Genomic DNA, 23,495 nt, shown 5'->3' with positions numbered 1-23,495 from the left:
TGGAATTACCCTTTGAGTCCAGAGGTTGCGATTCCTTCCACGAAGTACTTTTGACACACGATAAATACAATAAAACATGGCACTAGCGACAACACCGACATCGCAAACATCGGACCCCAATCGGATTGAGAGCTGGAATCAAGGAACAGGCGTAGACCTAACGGCACTGTATATTTGCTCACGTCACTCAGGTAGATCAACTGACTGAAGAAGTCGTCCCATGTCCACAAGAACGTAAAGATCATCGTAGTGACTAATGCTGGAAAAGCCAGTGGAATGATGATTTTGGTGTATATTTTCACAGGACCGCATCCATCAATAGTGGCCGCTTCATCCAGCTCTTTGGGCAACCCTCGGAAGAACTGTACCATGAGAAAAATGAAGAATGCGTCAGTAGCCAGCCATTTCGGCACCACCAGCGGCAGATACGTATTCACCCACTCCAAGTGGTTGAAAAGAATATACTGCGGAATCAGCGTCACATGATGTGGCAGCATGATCGTCATGAGCATTAGACCGAAGCAGATGGCTTTGAAACGAAAATTCAGTCGGGCGAAGGCATAAGCCGCCATAGAGCAGGAGATGACATTGCCCAGTACGGCACCAAGCGACAGGATAACAGAATTACTAAGGAACCGGGAGAACGGATTACCCTGAATTCCCGACCAGCCATTCATGTAATTTTGCCAATTCCATTCCTGCGGCCAAAACCAGGTCTCTGTAAAGATCATATGTCCCGGTTTGAACGAGCTGCCGAGCATCCAGAGAATTGGATAGAGCATGACAAAGGCGATGCCAGAGATCAGCACATGTTTGCCGACGACCCATGCTGTGGAGTTCCGTTGTCCAATCATGATTTTCCACCATCCTCATAGTGCACCCACAGCTTACTGCTGCGGAATACGAGCAATGTAAATACGCCAATCAGGATCACCAGCACCCAGGCCATCGCGGAAGCATAGCCCATCTGAAAGAAGGAGAATCCTTTTTTGTACAGATACAGAGAGTACATTAAGGTTGAGTTCACTGGCCCGCCGCTACCGTTACTGATGACAAAAGCCTGTGTGAATGATTGAAAAGACGTAATCAGTTGCATAACGAGATTGAAGAAGATAACGGGTGACAGAATCGGCAACGTTATATAGAAGAATCTCCGCAGAGGACCTGCACCATCTACCGCTGAGGCTTCATCATACTCGGGTGGAATCTGCTTCAGGCCTGCGAGGAAAATAATCATCGATGATCCAAACTGCCACACGGATAACAGCACGATGGAGTACAGGGCATACTTCGGATTCGCTACCCAATCGGGAGCTTTAATGCCTACCATGGCAAGCACACTATTGAGCAGCCCGTCCCCACCCAGCATTTTACGCCACAACATTGCAATCGCCACGCTACCTCCAAGCAATGTCGGGATGTAATACACTGTCCGGTAAATACCGAGCCCTCGAATCCCCTTGTTGAGCAACATCGCTACAAGCAGCGCGAAGATCAGTTTGACCGGTACGGATACAGCGACATATGTGAACGTTACCTGGAGTGATTTGGTGAACAGTTTATCGGACGTAAACATCGTCGTGTAGTTATCCAGACCGACCCAGGAAGGGGCGGCCAGGATACTGTAATCGGTGAACGAAATGTATAACGATACCAACATGGGACCCAAGGTGAGAAATAACAATCCGACAAGCCATGGGGCGAGAAATAGAAGTGCGGCTCCATTATGCGCATATCTCCGTTTGACCCGCCGGGTAGCTACACGCTCGATTCGGGCTTGACTGACCTGAGATGTCGTCATCTTCGCAACCTCCCCGCAGAATTAGAAGTCTGAAATGGTTTCAATGGTTTATTGACTCGATGCAAGCGTAGCCTTGGCTCCTTCAATAAACTGGGCAATGACATCTGGCGTACTGCCTTGACCGAAGGCGATCTGCTCGCTTGCGCTCTTGAAACTCGTGTCAACTTCAGCAAATCCTTGCGGGTATGGTGGATCAATCTCACTGGAATGCTTCGATACGGTGTCGATAAATTGGAAAATGGTTTGCTCCGCTTCCGGCAGCGTTGGCTGCATCTGCTCACGAATGCTTGAATTAACTGGCACCCCACGTTCGGAACCAAGAATAGCGGTTGCTTCTGGGTCATTGACCATGAAATCAATGAACATGGCAACTTCCTTCGGATGTTTGGTTTTGCCATAACCAGAGAGGAACTGGCCTAGCTTCAGGTATTCGCCAATTTGCTGCTCGTTAACACCATGCGGAAGCACTTGGATGCCAAGCTTATGATCCTGGTTTTTGTTCACCTGCTGGAAAGTCAGCAATTGATTAGACCATGCAAAATCCATGGCAGCTGTACCCAGTGAGATTGGGCGTGTCTCCAGTGCATTCGTTGTGGATGCCGTGATCTCCGCTGTGGTCACTCCACCATTCTCTCGGAGTGCACCCCACATATCGAACCATTGTTGAAGCTCCTCGCTGGTAGCAGTCATCGTGCCTCCGTCGAACAATCCTTTCCCAGATTGCCGGATAAACACCTCGAACATGTTGGTTGTACCGGAAATGTCTGCAGATCCATAGAATCCCTCACCTTTGGCTGCGGCGATCTTCGTCGCAATATCCCCAAAATCCTTCCATGTCCAGCTCTCTTGCGGTTCTTCGATACCTAATTCCTGAAATACGGTAGTATCATAGATGACTCCTGGTGCGTTAACTCCGAGGGTAATCGCATATAATTTATCGTCAATCGAACCGGCTGTAATCATGCTCTGATCATGATCCTCTGTCCGCAGGTCTTTACTCTCTGCAAACGGGGTCAGGTCAAGCAAGGCACCACGCCGGGCAAAGTCAGTCAGAAAAGCGTAATCCATCTGGATGATATCTGGTGCATTCGAACCAGCTACCTGTGTAGTCAACTTGTCAAAATAACCGTCCCAACCGGAGTATTCAGGCTTAATGGTGATTCCCGGATGTTTCTCTTCAAACAATTGGATGACTTTGGTCGTCAGATCATGTCTAGTCTGTGATCCCCACCAGGTCATGCGTAGTTCAATCTTGCCTGAAGAGTCTCCCTCACTTCCACTTGCTTCACCAGAAGAAGATGGTGTATTGGCGGCCCCTCCAGAACAGGCTGTAGCGAACAATAACAGGGACAGGCAGAACAGGGTTACCCACTTTTTCGTGATCATCATAAATGAATTTCCTCCCCTTCTTGCATTTATGGAATCGCTTACAAAACCTATTGTATCGGTCCATTGCTGCACATGACATAAACAAAAGTAAGCTTTCCTGTCAAAAAAGTAAGGAGTTATCGGAATCAAAAACCACCGGGAATGACATTCCCGGCGGTGATGTTCCCGTATCAGATATGATTACGGGGATAGAAATGTAGTACGTGGAGCAGAAGACAACGTGTTGTATAGAAACGATAGTATGAAAATCAGACCTCGGTGGTCTGTTAGGACAGTGAGCCGGCAGGTGATGACACCCTGTGCTCAGCCAGATGTTCCTTCATTTTGGCTACCTCAGTTCCTGCCAGCATCATAATGCCAATTCCATGATTGTCATTGGTGACAGTACGCAAGTCCTGATCGTAATACTCTGCCGTGAACGCATATCTCGATCCGCTACACACGCCATGCACATTCCCTTGACGATCAATCGCTTTACAGATGAGTCCCTTCCATGCCCGCTGGGCAGCTGTGACGTAAACTTCAGGGTCTGTGAACCAGCCAAAGCGTACACCCCGCGCAAAACCATAGGCAAACATCGCCGTGCAGGAGGCTTCTTCATACGTCTGCGGATCATTCAATACCTGATGCCACAACCCACTTTCCTCTTGAAGTGCCACGTAACCTTCACACAGCTCGTTGAAGAAATCAATTAAAGCTGGGCGCTCGGGATGCTCTACTGGCAAAGCTTCCAATACCTCTGTCAAGGAAAACAGTGTCCAGCCGTTCCCCCGTCCCCATGGAATTTGCGTTGCCTGTCCGTATTTGAAATCATACACATGGGACATGATCTTAAACTCAGGCATAAACAGATACTTCCGATACAAGGAAAATTGTCTGGCGGCTTCATCCAATGCGGATGAGTTTCCGGTCACCCGTGCATAACGAACGAGAAACGGCGTGCTCATATAGAGGTCATCTGCCCACATGGTATTCTCGGCATACTCTCCCACGCATGTGCGATAAAACGCACCATCCTCCTGCCGCTCCAGGCGGGAAAGCATGAAATCCGCAATCCGTTCAGCAATCGGGAGAAACGTCGGTTCATGACACTCTGAATACGCTTCCAGCATGGCTGAACCAAAAGAACCGCAGTTATCCAGCATTTTCAGCATGACCAATTGTTGATTGACTGCCGGGAAACCATACTGCTCCCGATCCCATAGGGAGTACTCATACATCTGGGTACAAGCCTGCACATGTTCAGCTGCATAACGTGTAATGTCCGGTCTCTGCAAATAACGTCCTGTCCGTAGCAGACCATATACAGTGACACCCAACGGATAATCCCAGCGACCATAATTGGTCACACTGCCCACTGTCCATTTGTTGCTTAACATGGCATTTTCATAATAAGGTCTGATCCAAGCATCCGGTCGATCTAAGCGCCAGTATGTCTGTCCTTGCCCCGTTTGATACACTCGGTCCGTTCGAGTCAGATCCGTCAAGTCCGGTTCAACCTCCAACTCAAAAGGGCCGACATATAACCAAGATTCTCCGGAAGCACCGTGCACACGCTGAGGAAGTTCCAGTGAAAGTGGCTTACCCGAAACGGATGCGTTCAAATTAAAATGCCACGGTCCCGCCGCCGTATCAATGCACTCACTTCGGACAAGCAGGTCACTCCGTCCAAAAGAGGCTGGTACATCCACCTCGAACGAACCCGCTTCCTTCACTTGCGCCACAGGTTTGCCGCTAATCCATATACTTAGAGAACCGGAAGATTGACCTGACAATCGTACTGCATTCCCGGTTGAATCGTTATTGTTCAGATGGGTCCAAGCATAAGCATGCTTACCAGAAAGATTTCCGAATATTCGCTCGAAAGCTGGCTTGGTTTTATCTTCATCAGACCAGCCTGTCTCAGGCAGCCACTTCAAACTGTAATCTGCCTCTTTTCCCAGCAGGTCTGGTTGCTTACTTGTGGCTGGGTTCGGTTGGGAGAACACCCATCCCGCTTGCCCCTGTCTCTCCTGGAATGGAGCAAATACATTCAAAATGCGCACTTTACCTTCATCTGAGCCAAATTGGCAGCCGAAGCCAGCAGGCGTATTTTTCATTTCCAGCCATATGGTGTTCCAGCCGGGCTTGATGTCGATGCTGAGCTTCACCGTTGCATCAGGACTAATCTCATCCATTACCGTAGAGCGGTAGATCAACTGCTCATTGAAATAGAAGCGAACAGGTCCATAACAGCGGATCAGCACATCCAGATTTCGGTCCTCATCCCCCCAGACCAGTGCAGCTGCATAAGACATATGGTCTTTGGGTGTATTAGGAAAGCGTTTACCTAAATTCAGATCATAAAGCCCTTTTTCATTTTGCAAAATACCAGACTTTTGAAATACCCGATATACAAAATCAGCCTGTGCATTGGCCCCGATATACCTCTCGGCCAGCACCTTCAGCACCTGATCCTGATCTTCTCCAAATCGGTAATACATGCTCTGCGGTTCACTGAAATAGGTCGTCATCGACGGCACACATCCTTCTCACGTTGAAATAAAATCTTATATCAATGCATTCATACCATCCACACTGGAGTAAAATATGGATACATAACGCTTAAGTATAGCGCTTAACCTAGGTGAATAATCCCCTTACTGGGAAATAGATATGTCCCTTGGTTATCTTCAGAACAGCCGAATAATAATCCCAGTATAACTGACATGCTCTGTGGTGGCTATAGAATTTTGTTTACGCTTACAAAAAATCAGAAGATTTGGTTTTTCCTTCGCCAATTACACCTTCATTGGGAAATTAATTCAAAAAACCGGAAAATGTTACCGATATAGAAACTATATATGTTGAACTAATCATTTGCACAGAAACGTAGAGGACAGAAAAAAACTGAAAAAGCGAAGCGTTCGCCTTTATCACCGGATTTTTCCCTTGAGAAAAGGGAATCAAAAAAATCTGGGGATAACAGCGATTGGAAGGTTATTCTGTCATCGGAGTGTACGTGTGAATATATCTTTAGTTCAACTTATATAGATTGAAAAATTCCACTTTTTGTATCGGGAAGGAAAGATAAACATTGAATACTCTTGAATCTCTGGTAAATGCTATGCCTTTTGTTAGCCAAATGTTCCGCGACGATATATCCATATCCATTAATGATCATGAGAAAGTATTGTATTTTTCCGAAGCAAAAAGTCTGGAGATTGGCGTGAAGGTTGGGGATGAGCTGCATGATGATTATAAAAACTTCAAAATGCTCACCAACAAGGATTCCCGTACCGTGGCGCGTATGCCTGGTGATCTGCAAGGCAGACCTTTCGACGCCATCCTTATTCCCATTAAGGAAAACGATCAGGTCGTAGGTATATTGGGTGTGAACTACGCACTGGATAGCCATATGACCCTCGAAAATCTAATTCGTGAAAATGAAACAACCATTAATGCTCTGGTTGGTGGCATTCAGCAGATTGCAGCACATTCCGAAGAACTCTCCGCCACCTCGGAAGAGATTCTGCGTAACTCCAAAAAAGCTTCAGAGAACTCGGTCAGTGTATCTAAAGTAACGAACGTCATTCGTGAAGTATCGGAACAAACCAACCTGCTTGGACTGAATGCCATGATTGAGGCGGCTCGTGTGGGCGATCAGGGAGCAGGATTCGGTGTGGTTGCCAGTGAGGTACGCAAACTGTCGGATCATACGAAGCAAGCAGCAGCTGATATTGAATCATCACTCGGCAGTGTACAAGATTCCATGAAACATATGGAGCAAGAAATCGGTCAGATTACAACCGCAACGGTAGATCAGGCCAAGCTCGTTACCGAGTTCATGGAAAGTATCGAACAGCTTAGTGAGACAAGTGCGAATCTGAAAAAGTTTGTACATCAGATGCTGTCACTCGAGTAGTAGGCCAGTTCCACAGCAACAAGAAGAACAAACAATGTTACATGTACATAGGAAATGTTTTTGAATGCAAAAAGCCTCCGGCTACACTTCCCTTTACAGGAAGTTAGCGGAGGCTTTGTTACGTATTTGTGGTGATATCCCATTTATAGTCGAATGACTATTATATTTCTACAGCGACGCCAAAATGGTCGGACACGACCGGCCCGTTTTTACCGTTCAAGACCACGGTGGAAGACTTGGCCTGGATTGGACGATTGGAGAAAATATAATCGATCCGCAGATCGCGTTTGTTGTCTGCCCAGCCGGCAATGGCCTTCACCACGGTTGCTCCGTCATCCTTTTGCAATGCTGTGGTATACAGGTCATTCCAGCTTTTGCTCATCATATAATCATAGCCTTCATCACGTACTTCAGCGACATTATTGAAATCACCCATTATATATAACGGCTGATCCATGTAGGGGGCAAGCTTGCTCTCCGTCAACTCCCACTGTCCTTTGAAAGGTTCCTGCGCATCATCCCACCAGTTATAATGTCCGTTCACAAACCAGGTTGCTTCACCTTGGACGACCGTCTGGATTCCAACAATTTTGCGTGTACGGTAATTGTTATAATCCCGCATGTGGGACACGTATTCTCCAAAAGCCTGCTTAATCGGCGTCCGGCTAAGGATCGCCAGTCCTTCATCGTATTTTTGGAACCCGACATGCGCGGGAATCCACGTCCAGTAATATTGCTCGGTCAGCTGCTGAAGCAGGACGTAGGCATAGTTATCTTTTTTAATCACAGCATCCGATTCAGTAGCATAATACATCTTCAGTTCTTCTTCAGAAAGCGCTGCTTCCTGCATGGATTGGTTGACCTCCTGCATGGAAATTACGTCGAATTGATGTGTATTGATAAAATCAGCCAGCTGACTGATCTTGTTCAGTTGATCCTCTTCCGCCCAAGCGTGAGTGTTTAACGTCAGTATTTTCATATGCTCTCTCCTGTTGTTTGTAATATGACCGTTTCCTCGGCCTGCATCGTTCCTGAAAGGAATACATACCATAAGCATACACAATATGGTGCAATCATGCATTCCGTCCGCCAGCAGAACCGACGTGTTCATCCTGATTCCTGTTGGTCTAAAATAACTTCAAATTCTTCATAACCCATGCACGGAATGGCTCATAACTGATATGATGGATACATTAAATTCACAACATAACGTCATAGACGTGGTGATTACTGAACCTATGTTTACCCCAGGAGATGGAACGATGAACATACCGAATAACATGAGGATGGATGATGCGCAGTGGCAACAGTTGATCAGGCAGGTTGCGGAGCATTTTAATAACCTGACGATCATGCGTGGATTCCAATATTATAAACAGAAACGTGTCGGACCATTAACCTATTCCGAACAACAAGGGGTCTCGGCCGTTGTACAAGGATCGGAAGAGTATGAGGTCACCCTTAGCATGCAATCTCTGTCTACCAGTCATTGTACCTGTCCGGTGAGTTCCCTATGCAAACATATGACTGCTGTATTGATGAGTTATGCCGAGCAACTGGAGCGACCTGTGCATGCGATTGTGAATGCGCACTCCAGTACCGCCCTTAAACAAACAACCAAACCCGTTGGGGCCATGGCCGCAGGAACATCCCGCTATGCAGATGCCGATGAACAGCAGGATATGGATATTCCGGTTAACCAATACAGCCAGATTAAGGAGCGTGCAACAGAGCTTGCCGATCTTGAAATCTCGGAATGGCATGAGCTATTTCACTCCTCTCTGAGACGGCTGGGTACCGGCACAGCAAACACATCCTACGTGCAGGAAGCAACGGACGAGCTATATGCCATTAAGCCAAGGCTGTCTGCTGCGATGGACCAACTTTTTGAACTACATGTGCAACTGTACCTCATCCGATTCTGCGTGCCTCCGGCCCGTAACTCAATTACGCATACCCCCGTGTACTTGAGCTACCCTGCCCAGCTGGCGGTGGATGCACTTCTGAAAGGCATCGATCGGATCTTTAACCATCAGCTAGACCTGCCGGGTCTAAAGGGGAAAAAGCTGGAGCAACATTGGAACAGACTGGCCGAAACCTCGGCCTATTTACGTACACATATGATGTCTGAGACGGCAAGCATGATGTTCTTCACGCCAATCTATCGACAGCTGTGGTTGAACTGGATCGTACCTGAGCTTCATGGGGCGCCGGACATGCTATCATCGGAACAGGCTATCTTAAATGATATAGAGCGCGGTATAATCGCCGCTTCGCCACCTTCACAGTCAGGTGGGAGTGTCTTGGGTAGCACTCAAAGTAATGGAAGTAGTAGTGATAGACCAGGCAAAGCCGCAACACTGCCCCTACCACTCATACTCGCGCAGAGCTGGATGCACTTCCATCTGGGGCAGGATGATCAGGCATGGCAGCGACTCATCCATGGAAGCTCGGCCTACGGTTTCCCGCCAGAACAACTGTTGCATTTTCTCCATGTACTCGCAGATTCGGCTGAATGGAAGCGACTTGGGGATTGGTTAGTACAACTTGGCCCCCTCCTGGCGAATCGGCGTAATACACCTTTGAATGATTACATGCATCTGTGGGATACTGCCATTCAACATCTGCCAGATTCAGAGAACCGCATGTGGGACACGCTTGTCAGCATGCTTCCCCACTCCCGCCCCGCTTATGAAGATGCCATGCATTCTCGTGGTCAGTGGCGCAGGTGGATTGATTTTCAGCTGAGCACAGGGACGGAGCCTCTCGAATTTCGCGTAGCCGTGCTGCAACCGATTGAAAAAGATGCACCTGAACTGCTGCTCCCCTTCTATCATCAGGCGGTGGAGCGTTATATCGGACACAAGAACAGGGACGGATACAAAGCAGCGGTGAAGCTGCTGAAACGCCTCTCCAAAATCTATAAAAAGTTGAAGCAAGAAGCGCACTGGGAGCAGTTCATCACCACACTCGCCGTTCGTAACAGTCGGCTGCGTGCCCTGCAGGAAGAGCTTCGGAAAGGTAAACTGATCTCATGAGCTTAATTCATCCTTACACTGAAACGATCGAGGTTCACGTCGCTTTAACCGGATATGGCGATGCTTTGTTTTACGGAGCACTCAACACACACCATTTTGTATCGGGACAGTCGCTTAAGCAGCGGTTATTCGCTTGGCATGTGCCTTCCTTCTACGGCACCGAACTGGAAGTTCGGCAGATTGAGGAGATTGAGCTGGTTGTTCTGCCTGCGGAAGAAGTGATTCCCTTTTTTGCCGAGATGCATACGCTGCTTCATATTGAATGGAAGTGGGACGAGCAAGCGGAACATCTGATTCGATTGGCTCCAGCACTCGCAGCCTCCATTGAGAACCGCAAATACGTGCCCAGCTTTGAAGCCTACCGTGCAGGACAGCTTCAGTGGACCTGGGACCCGGACAGCTTGAAAAAGCAGGATCGAGCATCGCTTGCCAAAGCGATTCAGCAAACGGACGAGAGCTATGCCGAGGGACTCGGGGCGACCTACTCTGCCTTCGTATTCCAGCGCTGGTATAGTTCGGAGGAAGCGGCAACCGATCTGCGCCGTGAATTCCCACAGTTGTTTCCAGAGCGCGGCACTCTACCCAAAACAGCCGGGATGGATGCTCAGTCCTGGCTCGTATCCATTGGCTGGAAAGCAGATGCCGCACCATTCAGGCCCATGCTGCAATTGCAGGAGCCAGACGAGGATGAGCCATCTTGGCGGCTGCGACTAGTGTTGCAGAACAAGCTGGATGCCGCTGTATTGGTGCCCGTCATGCTCGATTCACGGGGCCGGCTTGAAGGGGAATGGCCAGAGGTGTGGGCACCGTTCATTCTGGATCGCTCCGCCGGATGGCTGGATCAGCTTCGTGCACATCTGCCGCGTCTTGGAGGCTCCATTAGCGGCAGACGGGATGTTCTCAGTGACCCTTTGGGAGATCAGGAAGCCTGGCAGTTCCTGACAAAGGATAGCGGACGGTTGCTCGCAGCGGGCTGGCAAGTTCTGCTACCTGGTTGGTGGGAAGCAGCACGTAAGAAGAAGCCAAAGCTGCGCGCTAAGGTGCAACCGGAGGAAGGCAGTGAGCGAGGCCAGTCGTTCTTTGGACTGGACTCGATTATTCATTTTGACTGGCGAATTGCGATTGGTGACACGGATCTCAGCGAAGATGAATTCGCCGACCTTGTTGCCCGTAATGAACGATTGGTTCGCTTCCGCGGAGAATGGGTTCCTCTCGACCCCGACCTGCTGGAACAGATACGTCGCGCCATGGGCGGTGTAGATCGGGAACAGGGACTCTCATTTCAGGACATTCTGCACCTGCATCTGCTACATAATGAGCAGCGCGAATACCGCAACCAGAAATGGAAGGAAGGACAACAATCCGAGGAGGAAGAGCAACCGCAGGCTAATGATAACATTCGGCTGGAGGTTGAACTTAACGAACATCTAAATCGCGTTATCGCACAACTCGGAGGCGGACAAGGCGGCGCGCCTTCCCTGCCCATTCCGACAGGGCTTCATGCCGAGCTGCGATCGTATCAGAAGGAAGGTTTTGCATGGCTTGGTTTCCTGCGCAGATTCGGGCTTGGGGCATGTCTTGCCGATGATATGGGTCTAGGGAAAACCATTCAGTTCATCACGTATCTGTTACACATCAAAGAACATGAACCACGTAAGCCGGGACAAGCTCCGGCACTTCTGATCTGTCCGACTTCCGTACTGGGCAACTGGCAAAAGGAGATTAGCCGCTTCGCGCCTTCCATTCATGTCAGCCTGCATTACGGAGCACGCCGATTAAGCGGGGAAGAATTCCGGGAGCAGACGGAGCAGGTGGACATTATTATCACATCTTTTGCTACGGCTACACTGGATCAGGAAATGTTGCAGACGTATACGTGGTCATGCATCTGTCTCGATGAAGCGCAGAATATTAAGAATGCTCAGACCAAGCAGTCCCTGGCTGTTCGCAGTTTCCCGGCGAAACACCGCATTGCCATGACAGGCACACCAATTGAGAATCGGTTGTCCGAGCTGTGGTCGATCTATGATTTTACCAATCCAGGATATCTGGGCAGTGCAAGGGCATTCCAGACTCGCTTTATCAGTGCCATAGAGAAGGATAAGGATGAGCAGCGAATGCAGGATCTGCAGCAATTAGTGAAACCGTTCATGCTGCGCCGGAAGAAAAAAGATCCGAATATCCAGCTTGATCTGCCGGACAAAAACGAAATGAAGACTTACATTCACCTTACGGGCGAACAAAGTGCATTGTATGACCAATCCGTGCAGGCCCTGATGGATAAAATGAAAGAGTTGGAAGGCATCAAGCGCAAAGGTGCAATTCTATCGGCGTTAACCCAGCTTAAACAGTTGTGTGATCACCCTCTGCTGTTAACGAAAGAAGCTTTGCCGGAGGAACTGCCCGAAGACGGTGCACTGACATCTGCTTATGACGTGTACAGCCCGCAGGATATGGCGATGCTGATCAGCCGCTCCGCAAAGCTGGAACGACTGATGGAGCTTATCCGAGAATTGCGGGACGAGGGCGAGCGATGCCTGATTTTCACCCAATATATCGGTATGGGTCAGATGCTGCAACAGGTACTGCGTCAGGAGCTGCAAGAGCCTGTGCTTTACCTGCACGGGGGCACATCCAAGACAGCAAGGGATCGTATGATTGAGGAATTCCAATCCCGTACATTGCCTGAGGATAAGCAACCATCGGTCTTTATTCTGTCCATCAAGGCTGGCGGTGTCGGGCTGAATCTGACCGCAGCCAATCATGTCTTCCATTTTGACCGCTGGTGGAACCCGGCTGTTGAGAATCAAGCCACCGACCGGGCTTATCGGATGGGTCAGACCAAGGATGTTCAGGTGCATAAGTTCATCTCTCTTGGCACATTGGAGGAGCGGATCGACGAGATGTTGGAGAGCAAACAGCAGCTCAGCGATAACATCATCACAAGCTCCGAGAACTGGATTACCGAATTGTCGACGGAAGAGCTGAAAGACCTGTTCACTCGGCGTCGTGACTGGTCGGGCTAACTTGATAGAAAATTTACAGTACAAGCCAAAAATCAGATTTCAGAGAAATCAAATAAATAAGAAACACAAAAAGAGCGAAGTTTCGGAATTAAAATTCCGGCTTCGCTCTTTTTGTATTGTTGCAGTTAATCATCCGTTCTTAACGCATGTTACCGATGATGGATGATCTTGAATCCTGCATTTTTTTGATAAAGTTCGTCATGACATCAAATGCTTCATTACGCTTGTTGGACATGGACTGCAGACGAAGCATGTCCATCTGTTGGGAGTTGCTCGCTGCGTCAATTTGGCCTTTCAGCTTTTGAACAGCTGATTCATCCCCGTTTTGCTGGGCTATCTGCAATTGAGAGTTCAAATCCGCGATCTGTTGATTACGGTTCTGCACCTCCTGGATTTGCGTTTGCAATTGTGCATCCAGTAATTTGGTACGTTCTTGTTGGACCATCATCAAAGCTGTTTCGATATCCATACTGCTAAAGTTGATAGGTGTTACGCCAGAGATGTTGGAGACGGAAACTGTGCTCGCTGAAGCTGAAGAGACGATAGATACTGCAGCGACAGCAGCAACTACGGATGAAGCGAAAAATTTACCTGAACGTTTCATAACTGTTCCTCCGAGTCCATATGTAATATGTACCAGTTTTTTGTTGGCATCTTCCGTCATTCTAAATCAAAAGTACTAGTTGTTCAATCAAATTAACATCAAATTTGAATTAATTTTGATATACCTTACACACGCCTACCTCGGCTTACAATATGAGTAAAATAAACAGGGCATTATAAGTAAAAGTGCATTCTTACGGGCATATTTACTACGACTAGATTGTTCTTTACTCCTACACTTGAAAGTCACATTAGAGATCGAAGATACGTTCATGATTTTACTTTAAATAATAGTTATGTTATATTTAATAATACATTTTACACAATTTAATTTTGTGATATTTAATATAAATGAATATTATATACTTTACGGGAGGTTTTTTATATGAAAAAAATATTGGTTGTTCTAACAAATGTCGATAAATACGCAACGAAGGACGAGCCTACCGGCTTGTGGCTGAGCGAAGCAACGCACTTTATTGAAGAGTTTGATCAAAACGAAAATGTTCAGATCGATCTGGTTAGCCCTAAAGGTGGGAACGTGCCTCTTGATCCGAAAAGTCTCGGCGACTCCCTCGATGAGAGCACCAAAGCCTATTTCGAGAACGAAACGTTCATGAATCAATTGAAAAATACGCTGAAACCTAGCGAAGTAAACGCGAGTGACTACGATGCAATCTACTTCACTGGCGGTCACGGTACGATGTGGGATTTCCCGGACAATGCTGAACTTCAAGAGCTTTCTCGTGATATCTATGAAAAAGGTGGGGTTGTATCCGGCGTGTGCCACGGGGTTACAGCTCTGTTGAATGTGAAGCTGTCCAACGGCCTGCTTTTGATCAATGACAAAACCGTTTCCGGCTTCACGAATGAAGAAGAAACATTGGCTCAACAAACCGAGTATGTTCCTTTCCTATTGGAAGATGCGTTGAGAGAACGCGCTGCACAATATGATAAAGCTGCTGCCTTCAGCTCTTATGTCACAACAGATGGCCGCGTGGTCACAGGACAGAATCCGCAATCCAGCAAAGCGGTAGCTGAAAGTGTTAAACAATTGCTGGGTCTGTAAAATAAACCGATCGATCCCTCTCCTCCCTCAGGAGATCATATAGATGTACAAAGCAAAACAGCACGTGATCCGTCAGGACCTGACAGAACACATGCTGTTTTTTTATTGATTCGCCCGTACAACACCTTCCCTCGCTGTTCCTCCAGCCAAACGCTTCACGATATAAGGCACGGTCACCGAGGTCAGGATCACGGCAAACGCAATCTGAGCGATAGCTGTGTCCACATATGGCGCATACGCCGGATTAAACCCGGCAGCCATCGAAGGCACCACCATGGACAATCCAGCAACCGAACATGTCGCAGCCGCTGCGTAACTGGGCCGCCTTAGTATCGCGCGATCGATTCCAATGAGCGGTAGCATGCAGATCAGCAAAAATAACACTGTGACCAGCAAGCCGGACAAACTGGACTGAAATGCAATACGCAGATCAATATTGGACCCGAAGCTTGTGCCCAGGAAAGGCAGCAGAATCAGTGTTCCCGGAGCGAACATCTTCTGTATATTGCTATCCAGGTTACCAAGCAGTATACCGATGAAGAAAGGCACTAGCGTAGCAATTACACTGAGGTAATCGATACCAACGCCACTTGCCGAATTCAATATCATAACCGGAATAACCGGTACGGCAATCAGATTCAGAATGCCAAACGCAGCACGGTCCACATCATCTCCATATGTGTTCATCAAGGCCAGATATAATCCCGGATTACAGCTGGTCAGAACGGCAATGAAGGCTACCGCAGAAACTCCCCCGACCCCACTAATGCCAAAAAAGTGTACAAACGCCCAGCCGAACAGGCAGCTGATGAGGATACGGGAGATACAGAGCACCCCTGCTCTCTTCAAAGTCACCAGAAGCTGTGACAAGTTAAGTTGTGTTCCTGATATCAGTAAAATCATGCCGATCAGCACCATGGTACCTTTCGATGTGAATAGTGCTGTCGTTGGATCTCCGATCTGAAAGAACGACGGGAAAATCGTGTTGATCACCGCGGCGGCTAGCATAGGAACAATCAGCAAGCCGCCGGGTATTTTTTTGATACGACCCAGAATATTCATGCTCTGTTACAGTTCTGCTCCGTTGGTACGGATCACATTCTGATACCAGAAGAACGAATCCTTACGATATCTTTTCAGCGTACCATTGCCGTAATCGTCCTGATCCACGTAGATAAATCCGTACCGTTTGCTCATCTCGGAAGTACCTGAACTGATCATGTCGATCGGCCCCCACATCGTGTATCCCAACACTTCGACTCCATCTGCAATGGCGAGTCCCATCTGTTCGATATGTTTGCTCAGGAAATCAATCCGGTAGGGATCGTTGATCGTTCCATCTTCATTCATCTTATCGTAGAAGCCTGAGCTATTCTCCAGAATGAAGACAGGTTTTTGATACCGATCATAGACGAGATTAAGCGTATAACGCAGGCCAATCGGATCAATCTGCCAACCCCACTCATTAGCGGGCAGATGCGGGTTTTTATATACACTGTGTACATTGCCTGCCGTTAGTTCGAGCTGCTCTGTATCACTGCTGGAAATCATCGAGTTGTAATACGACATCCCCACGAAGTCAGCCGTATGTGCGCGAATGCTATCCAGATCGCCATCTTCGATGCTCAACTGGATCTCCTTGTTTTTGAAATACGTTTTACTATAGTAAGGGTACTCACCTTTATTGAGCACATCGAGATAGAACTGATTTTTCATCTGATCATCCTGCTGCATCTGAAGTGCATCCTCTGGCTTGCAAGTGTAAGGATACGTTGTAAAATAAGCCACCATACTTCCGATCTGGTTATTCGGATCAATCTCATGAGCCATCTTGGTTGCTCTGGACGCAGCTACAAATTGATGATGCAGCCCCTGGAACAGCATTTCCTCATAATTGGCAGCATCATAATCAATGATTCCCAGCGTCTTGGCTGATGCTTTCACGCTCATGTTGATCTCGTTGAACGTCACCCAATATTTCACTTTGCCCTTGTAGCGATTAAACAGTACATCACAATAGTTCACATACAGATCAATCAACTTGCGGTTATACCATCCTCCGAACTTGTCCATCAGTACAATTGGCGTATCAAAGTGACTGATGGTGATCAGGGGCTCCATACCCTGTTTTAGACATTCATCAATAACCTGATCATAGAACTCTAGTGCCTTTTCGTTCGGAGCGGAATCGTCGCCACCTGGAAATACTCTCGCCCATGAAATGGAATAACGAAATACTTTGAATCCCATCTCGGCAAACAAGGCGATATCCTCACGGAAGTTATGATAAAAATCGATCCCCCGGCGCTTCGGATATTTCACGGTATCCGGGTCATTCCTGGCCTCTTCAATCATCTCCCAATTCACTCTGATCTGCTTGGTCACTTTGCGATCGTTCTTCTCGTTAAACTTCATCACTTCTGGAATGGTCAAGCTCTTGCCATCCACATTATATGCACCTTCGGCCTGACAGGCAGATAGTGCACCGCCCCATAAAAAGTCTTTTGGAAAATTGGAATTCGTCATTTTAGTTTCCTCCTGTTATTACGTGTTATTAAGGTCTTATTACAAGTTTCATGGGATTAGCTTAATTAAAGCTTCACTCTCCCGGATCGGGCCGCTGGTCGCTGTGGTCAGTACGTCTCCATACTGTTGCATGTTGGTTACCACAATCGATGTAACGGTGTTATAGCCTGCTGACGTAATGCCTTCTGGATCAAACTCCACTAATAAATCCCCAGCCTGGACTGTCTGTCCCTGTTCGATATGGGCGTTAAAATATTTCCCTTTCAGACTGACGGTATCCACCCCGATATGAATCAGGATCTCGACACCATTCGTTGCCTTCAAACCGATGGCGTGTTTGGTGCGATAAAGGGCCTCGACTACTCCATCAAAAGGAGCGTATACTTTGCCATCTGTCGGAAAGATTGCAATACCTTTACCCATTAACTCTTGGGCAAATGCCTGATCTTCTACCTCAGAGATGGGTTTGATCTCCCCTGTCATTGGACTAACGATAAGCATGTCAGAAGACGTGGATGTCTGTGATGATACGGATGCTGGAGTTACCTCTGAGGCAACGACTGTCTGATTGCTATTTACTTTATTCGTAGCTTGTTGCTTCGATTTATTTCCATCTGTATCTTCCTTGATGCCAGCCAACAGCGTGAACACAAACCCGAGTACAACTGCGGCAATACAGCCAATAACGACATACATGTAACGATCAGAGGTATACGTGCCAATTGCCAATACACCTGGAAGTGAAATTGCATTCGCTGTTGTATGCACCAAGCTGTAGAATCCACCGACTAATCCACCTGCCAGGCAACCTGCGAAAAAGGGACGTTTGTATTTCAGCGTTACACCATAGATCGCCGGCTCGGTAATCCCGAACAATGCGGTGAATCCACTTGAAGCAGCGGCTGATTTCATCGTTTTACTCTTCGTTAGTACAAACACACCGAAGGCTGCTCCAGCCTGAGCCAAATTCGCTGCCAGTGCTGTTGGTAACAGCACGGTTGCACCCAGTGTAGCCACTTGTTGAACCTGAATCGGCATGATGGCATAGTGCATACCGAACATGACCATAATCGGTTTGAAAAATCCAAGAATCGCACCTGCAAGAACACCTGCAGTGGAGAACAATGAGTCGATGCCATTGGTCAACCAGTCCCCGATATATGATCCTACTGGGCCAAGCACGATTAATTCCAGTGGAATCATAATGAACAAAACAATCATTGGGGTAAGCAGGACCTGTAGAAACTTGGGAATCATTCGATTGACGATTGGATACACATAACTCATAATCCACACCGCCAGAATGATTGGTATGACGGAAGAGGAATATTTCATCAACAGAATTGGCATGCCGAGAAAATCAATACTGTCTACACCCGTCTCAGCAATCAGAGCCGCAGCGTTCAAAATGGTTGGATGCATTAATCCCGCAGCAAGAGCTACCGCCAAATAGGGATTGGTTTTGAAACGGTTTGCTGCACTAACAGCCAGGAAGAACGGCATGAAGTAGAAAATACAGTCCCCGATCATGTTAATGATCGTCAGGAAACCGGAGCCTTCCAGGTATCCCATTGCAGTTATTACGGTAGCCAAACACTTGATCATCCCGCAACCAACAAGTGCTGGCAGCACAGGTGTGAATATACCTGCGATGGTTTCAAGCACGACATTGACGGGGTTGCGTCTCTTTTTAGGTCCACTGTCTGTAGACTCCGAAAGCTCGCCAATCTGGTCAGAGGTTAGGTTCCTCACTTCACTGTAGACTGCATCTACCTTTGCGCCGATAACAACCTGAACCTGTCCACCGGAATTTTGTGCCTTAAGCACGCCTTCGAGCTGATCCAGCGCTTTGAGATCTGCTTTGTTATCATCCTTCAATACGAATCTCAAACGGGTTGCACAGTGTGTCAGACCCGATATATTTTGCTCGCCGCCAACAAGATCAAGTACGTTTTTAGCCAAGTCTTTGTTGTTCATGACCCTTCTCCTCTACATCTACTGAAATAGTTATATAAAAAATGACCAAGCCGGGGAATCGTCATTCCCTACGCTTGGTCATGCCTGATCGAATCAGTAACAGTCCAATATGGATTATTCGGTTAGTTCGAGATTAATCGTTGGATATGCAGAATCAGATATAATTTTTCATCATCCGAACAGGTCCAGCCGTAATTGTTTTTAAGAAAATCAGCAATCTTCTCCACACAAGCAAGTTCCTTCGGAAACTTCTCCTTCACCATCAGAAACAGCGATTCATTCTCGTCTTTGAGCGATTTACCGCTCATTTGCCGCATAATGAAATATCTGATATGTGTCGCAAATCGCATAAAGTGAATGGAGTCTTCCTGAAAATCAATTTTGAGAGCATATTTGATCACGGATAGAATTTCACCTGTAACTGTGGTTACCTTGGTCGTATCCGTCATCTCTCCCGAGCCAACCTGTGCATTGACAAAGTGTAGAGCAATCAGCGTCGTTTCGGCTGTCGGCAAAGCCAGATTCGTTTGCTCCTGTATCAGCTTCAGCGCAGCCTCCCCCACCCGGGTCTCGTCCGGATAGAGTGTCCGCACTTCCCATTCCAGCGGATTTTTGATACTGATGCCTTCTCTGGTTCGGGTTAATGCAAAACTGATATGGTCGGACAGGGTGAGAAGCAGGTTCGGGTTAAATTGTTTATTCAGAATCTGACTGCCTAGCTTAATCACTTCCTCAGCGAGATATATATCCTCAATCGGAATACTGTTCAGCAGGTCATACATACGGATATTTTTCGGTGCTACGAAAATTTTCTCCACCAAGTCCGTCTCTGTCAGCTCATAAGGCGTTTTCAGAAATCCTACCCCTTTACCTACGACAAATACTTCTTCATTGTTATCATTAATGGCAATCGCCACGTTGTTATTTACTTTCTTAATAACCTTCAATGTCCTCACCCCCCGATGAAAATAAAAAAAGACCGAAAGCGATTACAGTTAAATAATCGAATTCGGTCATGCCTGGTTCGCCCAGTAACAGTCCGTGTTATGAATATAAGTATTATTATAGGCCTGTTCACAAGAATGTCAATCCTCCTTTATCAGGGAATACATGCCTCTGCAAAGCAGATGAAAAAAGCAATGCGCTATGGTACAATGAAGGAATTGTGTATTCACAGACAGACAAGTGGGTAAAGGTGCTGAATCGATTGAGAATCAGTGCCCTTTATCCATGATTATGCTGCCATTCTAGGGAGGCTTATGGAACAACCATGCTCATTATTGGTATCGCCGGAGGAACCGGCTCCGGTAAAACGACGGTAGCTCGCTCCGTCATAGACCGTCTGGGATCAGGTAAGGTCACATTTATATCCCAAGACAATTATTACAAAGACCAGTCGCAGCTCACACCTGAGCAACGTCGACTCACCAATTACGATCACCCGTTTGCATTCGATAATGATCTGTTGATTGAGCATCTCACCCTGTTGAAAAAAGGCCAAGCGGCGTATGCTCCCGTATATGACTTCACCATAGATAACCGTGCTGCCAATGAGACGGTTGAACTGGCACCGAACCATATTGTCATTGTAGAAGGATTGCATGTGCTGATCGACGAACATCTGCGCAGTCTGATGGACATCAAAGTATTTGTTGATACTGATTCCGATGTGCGGATTTTGCGGAGAGTACTGCGGGACATCGAGGAACGCGGACGCACAATTCAATCCGTGTACAAACAATATCTCGAAACGGTAAAACCGATGCACGATGCTTTTATCGAGCCATCCAAAAAGTATGCTGATATCATTATTCCAGAAGGCGGACATAATGAAGTAGGCATTCAAATGTTATCCATCCTCACTGAGAAATACCTCACCGGAGAGAATTGGAATGGGGCTTAACTAGCTGCAAAGCACCTCAACAGAAATCCAGGTTACGATACAGCGTAATCTGGATTTTTTGTCGATTTTTCATTTATAATAGTCCCTAATAGTTGAAAGGAGATCTACCCCTATGGCTACTTTTGAAGAGTTCATGCAACATGACATCCGGGTTGGTACAGTGGTGGAAGCCGAACCCTTTCCAAAAGCTCGCATTCCCGCTATTAAAATGACGATCGACTTCGGACCACTTGGCCTGAAACGTTCCAGTGCTCAGATTACCCAACGCTACACGCCTGACATGATCATTGGCAAACAGGTGATTGCTGTAGTTAATTTTCCACCCCGGCGGATTGCCGGTTTTGTCTCTGAAGTACTCGTGCTGGGCGGCGTGCCTGGTGAAGGTGATGTTGTCTTGCTCACACCGGATAGTCCATTGCCAAATGGAACACCGATAGCCTGAGTTTATTTTGAGTTCGAAGAATATGGGCTTTTCAAATGTTTGGAAATCTAGTATTCTTGAAGTATTGATTATTGAATTGACTATTGAATTGACTATTGAAGGAACTACATATGTTGGAGACCTTAAAGCATAAGGCTATGAATCTGCGGATTCGTGGCCTTTTTTTGTGTTTTTTGGAGGAAATATAGGTCTAGAGAAGTAGTAAGAGTTCTATGCAGAGGAGGAATTTTGTTGATAAATCATACCAATAGCCTAGTTTTACATGGTAGAATATTGATTATTATCACAAATTTAGTATCTAGTAACCTGAATAGTACATATCAAGGAGAAAAATTCACAATTGAGAGGAGTAAGATTCATGAGAAAAATGATGATTTCTGGCGTAACGGCATTGGCTTTATTAACAGGGGGTATCGTAGGTTTTGGAAGTGTTGGGAGTTCTGTAGAAGCCGCACAAGCCACAACTAAATTCAAGGACGTTCCAGCTACACACTGGGCATCCTCAGCAATTAATTCGGCCGTGGAACAAGGGTATTTCAAAGGATATGCCGACGGAACATTTAAACCAAGCTCACCTGTCACCAAAGCTGAAATGGCAAGTATCCTAGGACGTCTATCCGACCAGCCTAATGCATCAACACAAGAACAAAACAATTTCACGGACATACCCGAGTGGGCAAAGAGCGGTGTCTCTATTGCTATAGCAAAAGGTTTTATCAGCCCTTCTAATTACAAGGGGAAATTGGATGCACAAGGTGCTCTTCAACGAGGCGAAATGGCTACATGGTTGACGCAAGGATTAACCGTAGTTGATCCTGAGTACAAACAAGCATTCTCTGATGTGACCAACACCGTTGTGCCTGCAAAGGAATATTTCACAGGCAAACTCGCAAGCGCTCAAAAGAATGCAGTAGCCGTTGCCCTGGGAACGGGATTAATGAGTGTAGCAAACGATAAAACATTTGGTGTGGATCGTACCACCACTCGGGCAGAAGTTGCTGTGTTAATTGCCCGTTATGCAGCAGTTGCCAAGACTAAGCCTGACGATTTTCAAGGTTTAAATGAGCTGCGAGCAGTGGGTTTGACGGGGACGAATTTGAGTGTTATTGCAAATTCTTTTAAAAAAACACCTGAAAGAAAAATTATTCTATCCAGCAATCAGAAGTACGATGAGGTTGTGAACGATGACTTTTCAAAAGTTAGAAATAAAGAGATCGTTACCGATACAAATTATGCAGATCTTAAAGTTTTGAATTGGATTATTGTTGATACTAATGTCGCTAGTAATAGCCGTAGCATTTATTATCCCGTTTTTGTAGATGAAGGAGTAAAACTCCAAAATGATAGGTATTTTTCTTTTGTTGAGTTTGATTTAAATATTAAATCGGCATCCATGAACCAACCACAAGCCGGAAGTCTCCTTAATTCAGCTACTTTTAATCCTCTGGCTTCCCCTCAGTCAAAATCATTTTTGTCATACGGAGCTCCAAAAACAGGAGATTACACTTTGAACAGAGGAGTATTTGGAGTTACAAACCCTATATATTGGGCACAAGGAATGTTACATTTTAATCAATCTGTGACGAGGGCTGTGACCTTAGAAACCAAAGAGGGGGCAATCTTTAGTGTCATCGATACAAAATAAGATAAAAGATCTAAGGTTAAAGCCAGCTATCAGTAAATTACTGATAGCCTTTCTAACCATCTGCGCTTTATTAACACCTTATTCATTTGTGTACGCTGGTGGCGGACCTGGTACTAAACCTGCAATAAAACCTCAATATATGGTGCCTGAAACACCTGCGAAATCTCAACGA

Annotated in this window: 17 protein-coding genes; 7 read left to right on the top strand and 10 right to left on the bottom strand. The window is 46.7% G+C overall.

The features are described 5' to 3' along the window. Positions 1 to 5: 5 nt before the first annotated feature. From MKX75_RS01420 to MKX75_RS01405, 4 genes are all read right to left on the bottom strand, one after another. Entirely contained in the window at positions 6 to 854 is an 849-nt protein-coding gene (locus tag MKX75_RS01420) for a carbohydrate ABC transporter permease (RefSeq protein WP_076333531.1), read from the bottom strand. After that, complete coding sequence (locus tag MKX75_RS01415; protein ID WP_082763022.1) at positions 851 to 1,801, bottom strand: sugar ABC transporter permease; 951 nt, start codon at positions 1,799 to 1,801, stop codon at positions 851 to 853. The genes MKX75_RS01420 and MKX75_RS01415 overlap by 4 nt, the downstream gene beginning before the upstream one ends. A 48-nt stretch (positions 1,802 to 1,849) precedes the next feature. Further along, positions 1,850 to 3,190 (bottom strand): sugar ABC transporter substrate-binding protein, encoded by a 1,341-nt coding sequence (locus MKX75_RS01410; protein ID WP_339168108.1) that lies wholly within the window; start codon positions 3,188 to 3,190, stop codon positions 1,850 to 1,852. 266 nt (positions 3,191 to 3,456) lie between these two features. Then, positions 3,457 to 5,703 carry a glycoside hydrolase family 88 protein gene (locus MKX75_RS01405; RefSeq protein ID WP_076333529.1) on the bottom strand — a complete coding sequence of 749 codons (2,247 nt, stop codon included), beginning with the start codon at positions 5,701 to 5,703 and terminating at the stop codon, positions 3,457 to 3,459. A 563-nt stretch (positions 5,704 to 6,266) separates the two neighbouring features. Here MKX75_RS01405 and MKX75_RS01400 point away from each other — a divergent pair. Next, complete coding sequence (locus tag MKX75_RS01400) at positions 6,267 to 7,094, top strand: methyl-accepting chemotaxis protein (RefSeq protein ID WP_083679694.1); 828 nt, start codon at positions 6,267 to 6,269, stop codon at positions 7,092 to 7,094. A 160-nt stretch (positions 7,095 to 7,254) separates the two neighbouring features. On the opposite strand, the gene MKX75_RS01395 is transcribed toward MKX75_RS01400, so the two are convergent. Continuing rightward, on the bottom strand, positions 7,255 to 8,073 hold the full coding sequence (locus MKX75_RS01395) for an endonuclease/exonuclease/phosphatase family protein (protein WP_076333528.1): 819 nt from the start codon (positions 8,071 to 8,073) through the stop codon (positions 7,255 to 7,257). Between the two features lie 283 nt (positions 8,074 to 8,356). Between MKX75_RS01395 and MKX75_RS01390 the strand changes: the two genes are divergently transcribed. Together MKX75_RS01390 and MKX75_RS01385 are read left to right on the top strand one after the other, a co-directional pair. Continuing rightward, positions 8,357 to 10,132: an SWIM zinc finger family protein gene (locus tag MKX75_RS01390; RefSeq protein ID WP_076333527.1), complete on the top strand. Its 1,776-nt coding sequence runs from the start codon at positions 8,357 to 8,359 to the stop codon at positions 10,130 to 10,132. Between the two features lie 5 nt (positions 10,133 to 10,137). Further along, positions 10,138 to 13,158, top strand: a complete 3,021-nt coding sequence (locus MKX75_RS01385; protein WP_339170290.1) for a DEAD/DEAH box helicase — start codon at positions 10,138 to 10,140, stop codon at positions 13,156 to 13,158. 139 nt (positions 13,159 to 13,297) lie between these two features. Here MKX75_RS01385 and MKX75_RS01380 read toward each other — a convergent pair whose 3' ends face one another. After that, the gene (locus MKX75_RS01380; RefSeq protein ID WP_339168105.1) at positions 13,298 to 13,822 is read right to left on the bottom strand and encodes a hypothetical protein; all 525 of its coding nucleotides are present in this window, start codon (positions 13,820 to 13,822) and stop codon (positions 13,298 to 13,300) included. Positions 13,823 to 14,146: 324 nt separating this feature from the next. Between MKX75_RS01380 and MKX75_RS01375 the strand changes: the two genes are divergently transcribed. Further along, the gene (locus MKX75_RS01375) at positions 14,147 to 14,830 is read left to right on the top strand and encodes a type 1 glutamine amidotransferase domain-containing protein (protein WP_062837686.1); all 684 of its coding nucleotides are present in this window, start codon (positions 14,147 to 14,149) and stop codon (positions 14,828 to 14,830) included. Between the two features lie 102 nt (positions 14,831 to 14,932). Here MKX75_RS01375 and MKX75_RS01370 read toward each other — a convergent pair whose 3' ends face one another. The 4 genes from MKX75_RS01370 to MKX75_RS01355 all read right to left on the bottom strand — a co-directional run bounded on the left by MKX75_RS01370 (position 14,933) and on the right by MKX75_RS01355 (position 20,289). After that, the gene (locus tag MKX75_RS01370) at positions 14,933 to 15,892 is read right to left on the bottom strand and encodes a 2-keto-3-deoxygluconate permease (protein WP_339168103.1); all 960 of its coding nucleotides are present in this window, start codon (positions 15,890 to 15,892) and stop codon (positions 14,933 to 14,935) included. Between the two features lie 6 nt (positions 15,893 to 15,898). Then, positions 15,899 to 17,356 (bottom strand): family 1 glycosylhydrolase, encoded by a 1,458-nt coding sequence (locus MKX75_RS01365; protein WP_076333522.1) that lies wholly within the window; start codon positions 17,354 to 17,356, stop codon positions 15,899 to 15,901. Between the two features lie 48 nt (positions 17,357 to 17,404). Continuing rightward, positions 17,405 to 19,333, bottom strand: coding sequence for a beta-glucoside-specific PTS transporter subunit IIABC (locus tag MKX75_RS01360; RefSeq protein WP_339168102.1), 1,929 nt, complete (start codon positions 19,331 to 19,333; stop codon positions 17,405 to 17,407). A gap of 122 nt (positions 19,334 to 19,455) precedes the next feature. After that, entirely contained in the window at positions 19,456 to 20,289 is an 834-nt protein-coding gene (locus tag MKX75_RS01355) for a PRD domain-containing protein (RefSeq protein WP_235599575.1), read from the bottom strand. Positions 20,290 to 20,603: 314 nt separating this feature from the next. Between MKX75_RS01355 and udk the strand changes: the two genes are divergently transcribed. The 3 genes from udk to MKX75_RS01340 all read left to right on the top strand — a co-directional run bounded on the left by udk (position 20,604) and on the right by MKX75_RS01340 (position 23,323). Next, complete coding sequence (gene udk, locus MKX75_RS01350; protein ID WP_017691162.1) at positions 20,604 to 21,236, top strand: uridine kinase; 633 nt, start codon at positions 20,604 to 20,606, stop codon at positions 21,234 to 21,236. A 112-nt stretch (positions 21,237 to 21,348) separates the two neighbouring features. Continuing rightward, complete coding sequence (gene csaA / locus MKX75_RS01345) at positions 21,349 to 21,678, top strand: chaperone CsaA (protein ID WP_076333520.1); 330 nt, start codon at positions 21,349 to 21,351, stop codon at positions 21,676 to 21,678. Between the two features lie 358 nt (positions 21,679 to 22,036). Continuing rightward, positions 22,037 to 23,323, top strand: a complete 1,287-nt coding sequence (locus tag MKX75_RS01340; RefSeq protein ID WP_339168100.1) for an S-layer homology domain-containing protein — start codon at positions 22,037 to 22,039, stop codon at positions 23,321 to 23,323. Positions 23,324 to 23,495: the final 172 nt, after the last annotated feature.

Origin of the sequence: Paenibacillus sp. FSL R5-0341, assembly GCF_037975235.1 — a bacterium.
In the GTDB taxonomy this organism is placed as follows: Bacteria; Bacillota; Bacilli; order Paenibacillales; family Paenibacillaceae; genus Paenibacillus; species Paenibacillus amylolyticus_A.
The sequence above is the reverse complement of the archived record's forward strand: the minus strand, read 5'-3'. Positions and strand labels throughout refer to the sequence as shown.

What these genes read in the sequence shown, in the direction of transcription:
- MKX75_RS01415 (WP_082763022.1), bottom strand. Translation starts at nt 1,801, where the DNA reads ATGACGACATCTCAGGTCAGTCAAGCCCGAATCGAGCGTGTAGCTACC.
- MKX75_RS01410 (WP_339168108.1), bottom strand. Translation starts at nt 3,190, where the DNA reads ATGATGATCACGAAAAAGTGGGTAACCCTGTTCTGCCTGTCCCTGTTA.
- MKX75_RS01370 (WP_339168103.1), bottom strand. Translation starts at nt 15,892, where the DNA reads ATGAATATTCTGGGTCGTATCAAAAAAATACCCGGCGGCTTGCTGATT.
- MKX75_RS01380 (WP_339168105.1), bottom strand. Translation starts at nt 13,822, where the DNA reads ATGACGGAAGATGCCAACAAAAAACTGGTACATATTACATATGGACTC.
- udk (WP_017691162.1), top strand. Translation starts at nt 20,604, where the DNA reads ATGCTCATTATTGGTATCGCCGGAGGAACCGGCTCCGGTAAAACGACG.
- MKX75_RS01340 (WP_339168100.1), top strand. Translation starts at nt 22,037, where the DNA reads ATGAGAAAAATGATGATTTCTGGCGTAACGGCATTGGCTTTATTAACA.
- MKX75_RS01360 (WP_339168102.1), bottom strand. Translation starts at nt 19,333, where the DNA reads ATGAACAACAAAGACTTGGCTAAAAACGTACTTGATCTTGTTGGCGGC.
- MKX75_RS01390 (WP_076333527.1), top strand. Translation starts at nt 8,357, where the DNA reads ATGAACATACCGAATAACATGAGGATGGATGATGCGCAGTGGCAACAG.
- MKX75_RS01405 (WP_076333529.1), bottom strand. Translation starts at nt 5,703, where the DNA reads ATGACGACCTATTTCAGTGAACCGCAGAGCATGTATTACCGATTTGGA.
- MKX75_RS01395 (WP_076333528.1), bottom strand. Translation starts at nt 8,073, where the DNA reads ATGAAAATACTGACGTTAAACACTCACGCTTGGGCGGAAGAGGATCAA.
- MKX75_RS01375 (WP_062837686.1), top strand. Translation starts at nt 14,147, where the DNA reads ATGAAAAAAATATTGGTTGTTCTAACAAATGTCGATAAATACGCAACG.
- csaA (WP_076333520.1), top strand. Translation starts at nt 21,349, where the DNA reads ATGGCTACTTTTGAAGAGTTCATGCAACATGACATCCGGGTTGGTACA.
- MKX75_RS01420 (WP_076333531.1), bottom strand. Translation starts at nt 854, where the DNA reads ATGATTGGACAACGGAACTCCACAGCATGGGTCGTCGGCAAACATGTG.
- MKX75_RS01365 (WP_076333522.1), bottom strand. Translation starts at nt 17,356, where the DNA reads ATGACGAATTCCAATTTTCCAAAAGACTTTTTATGGGGCGGTGCACTA.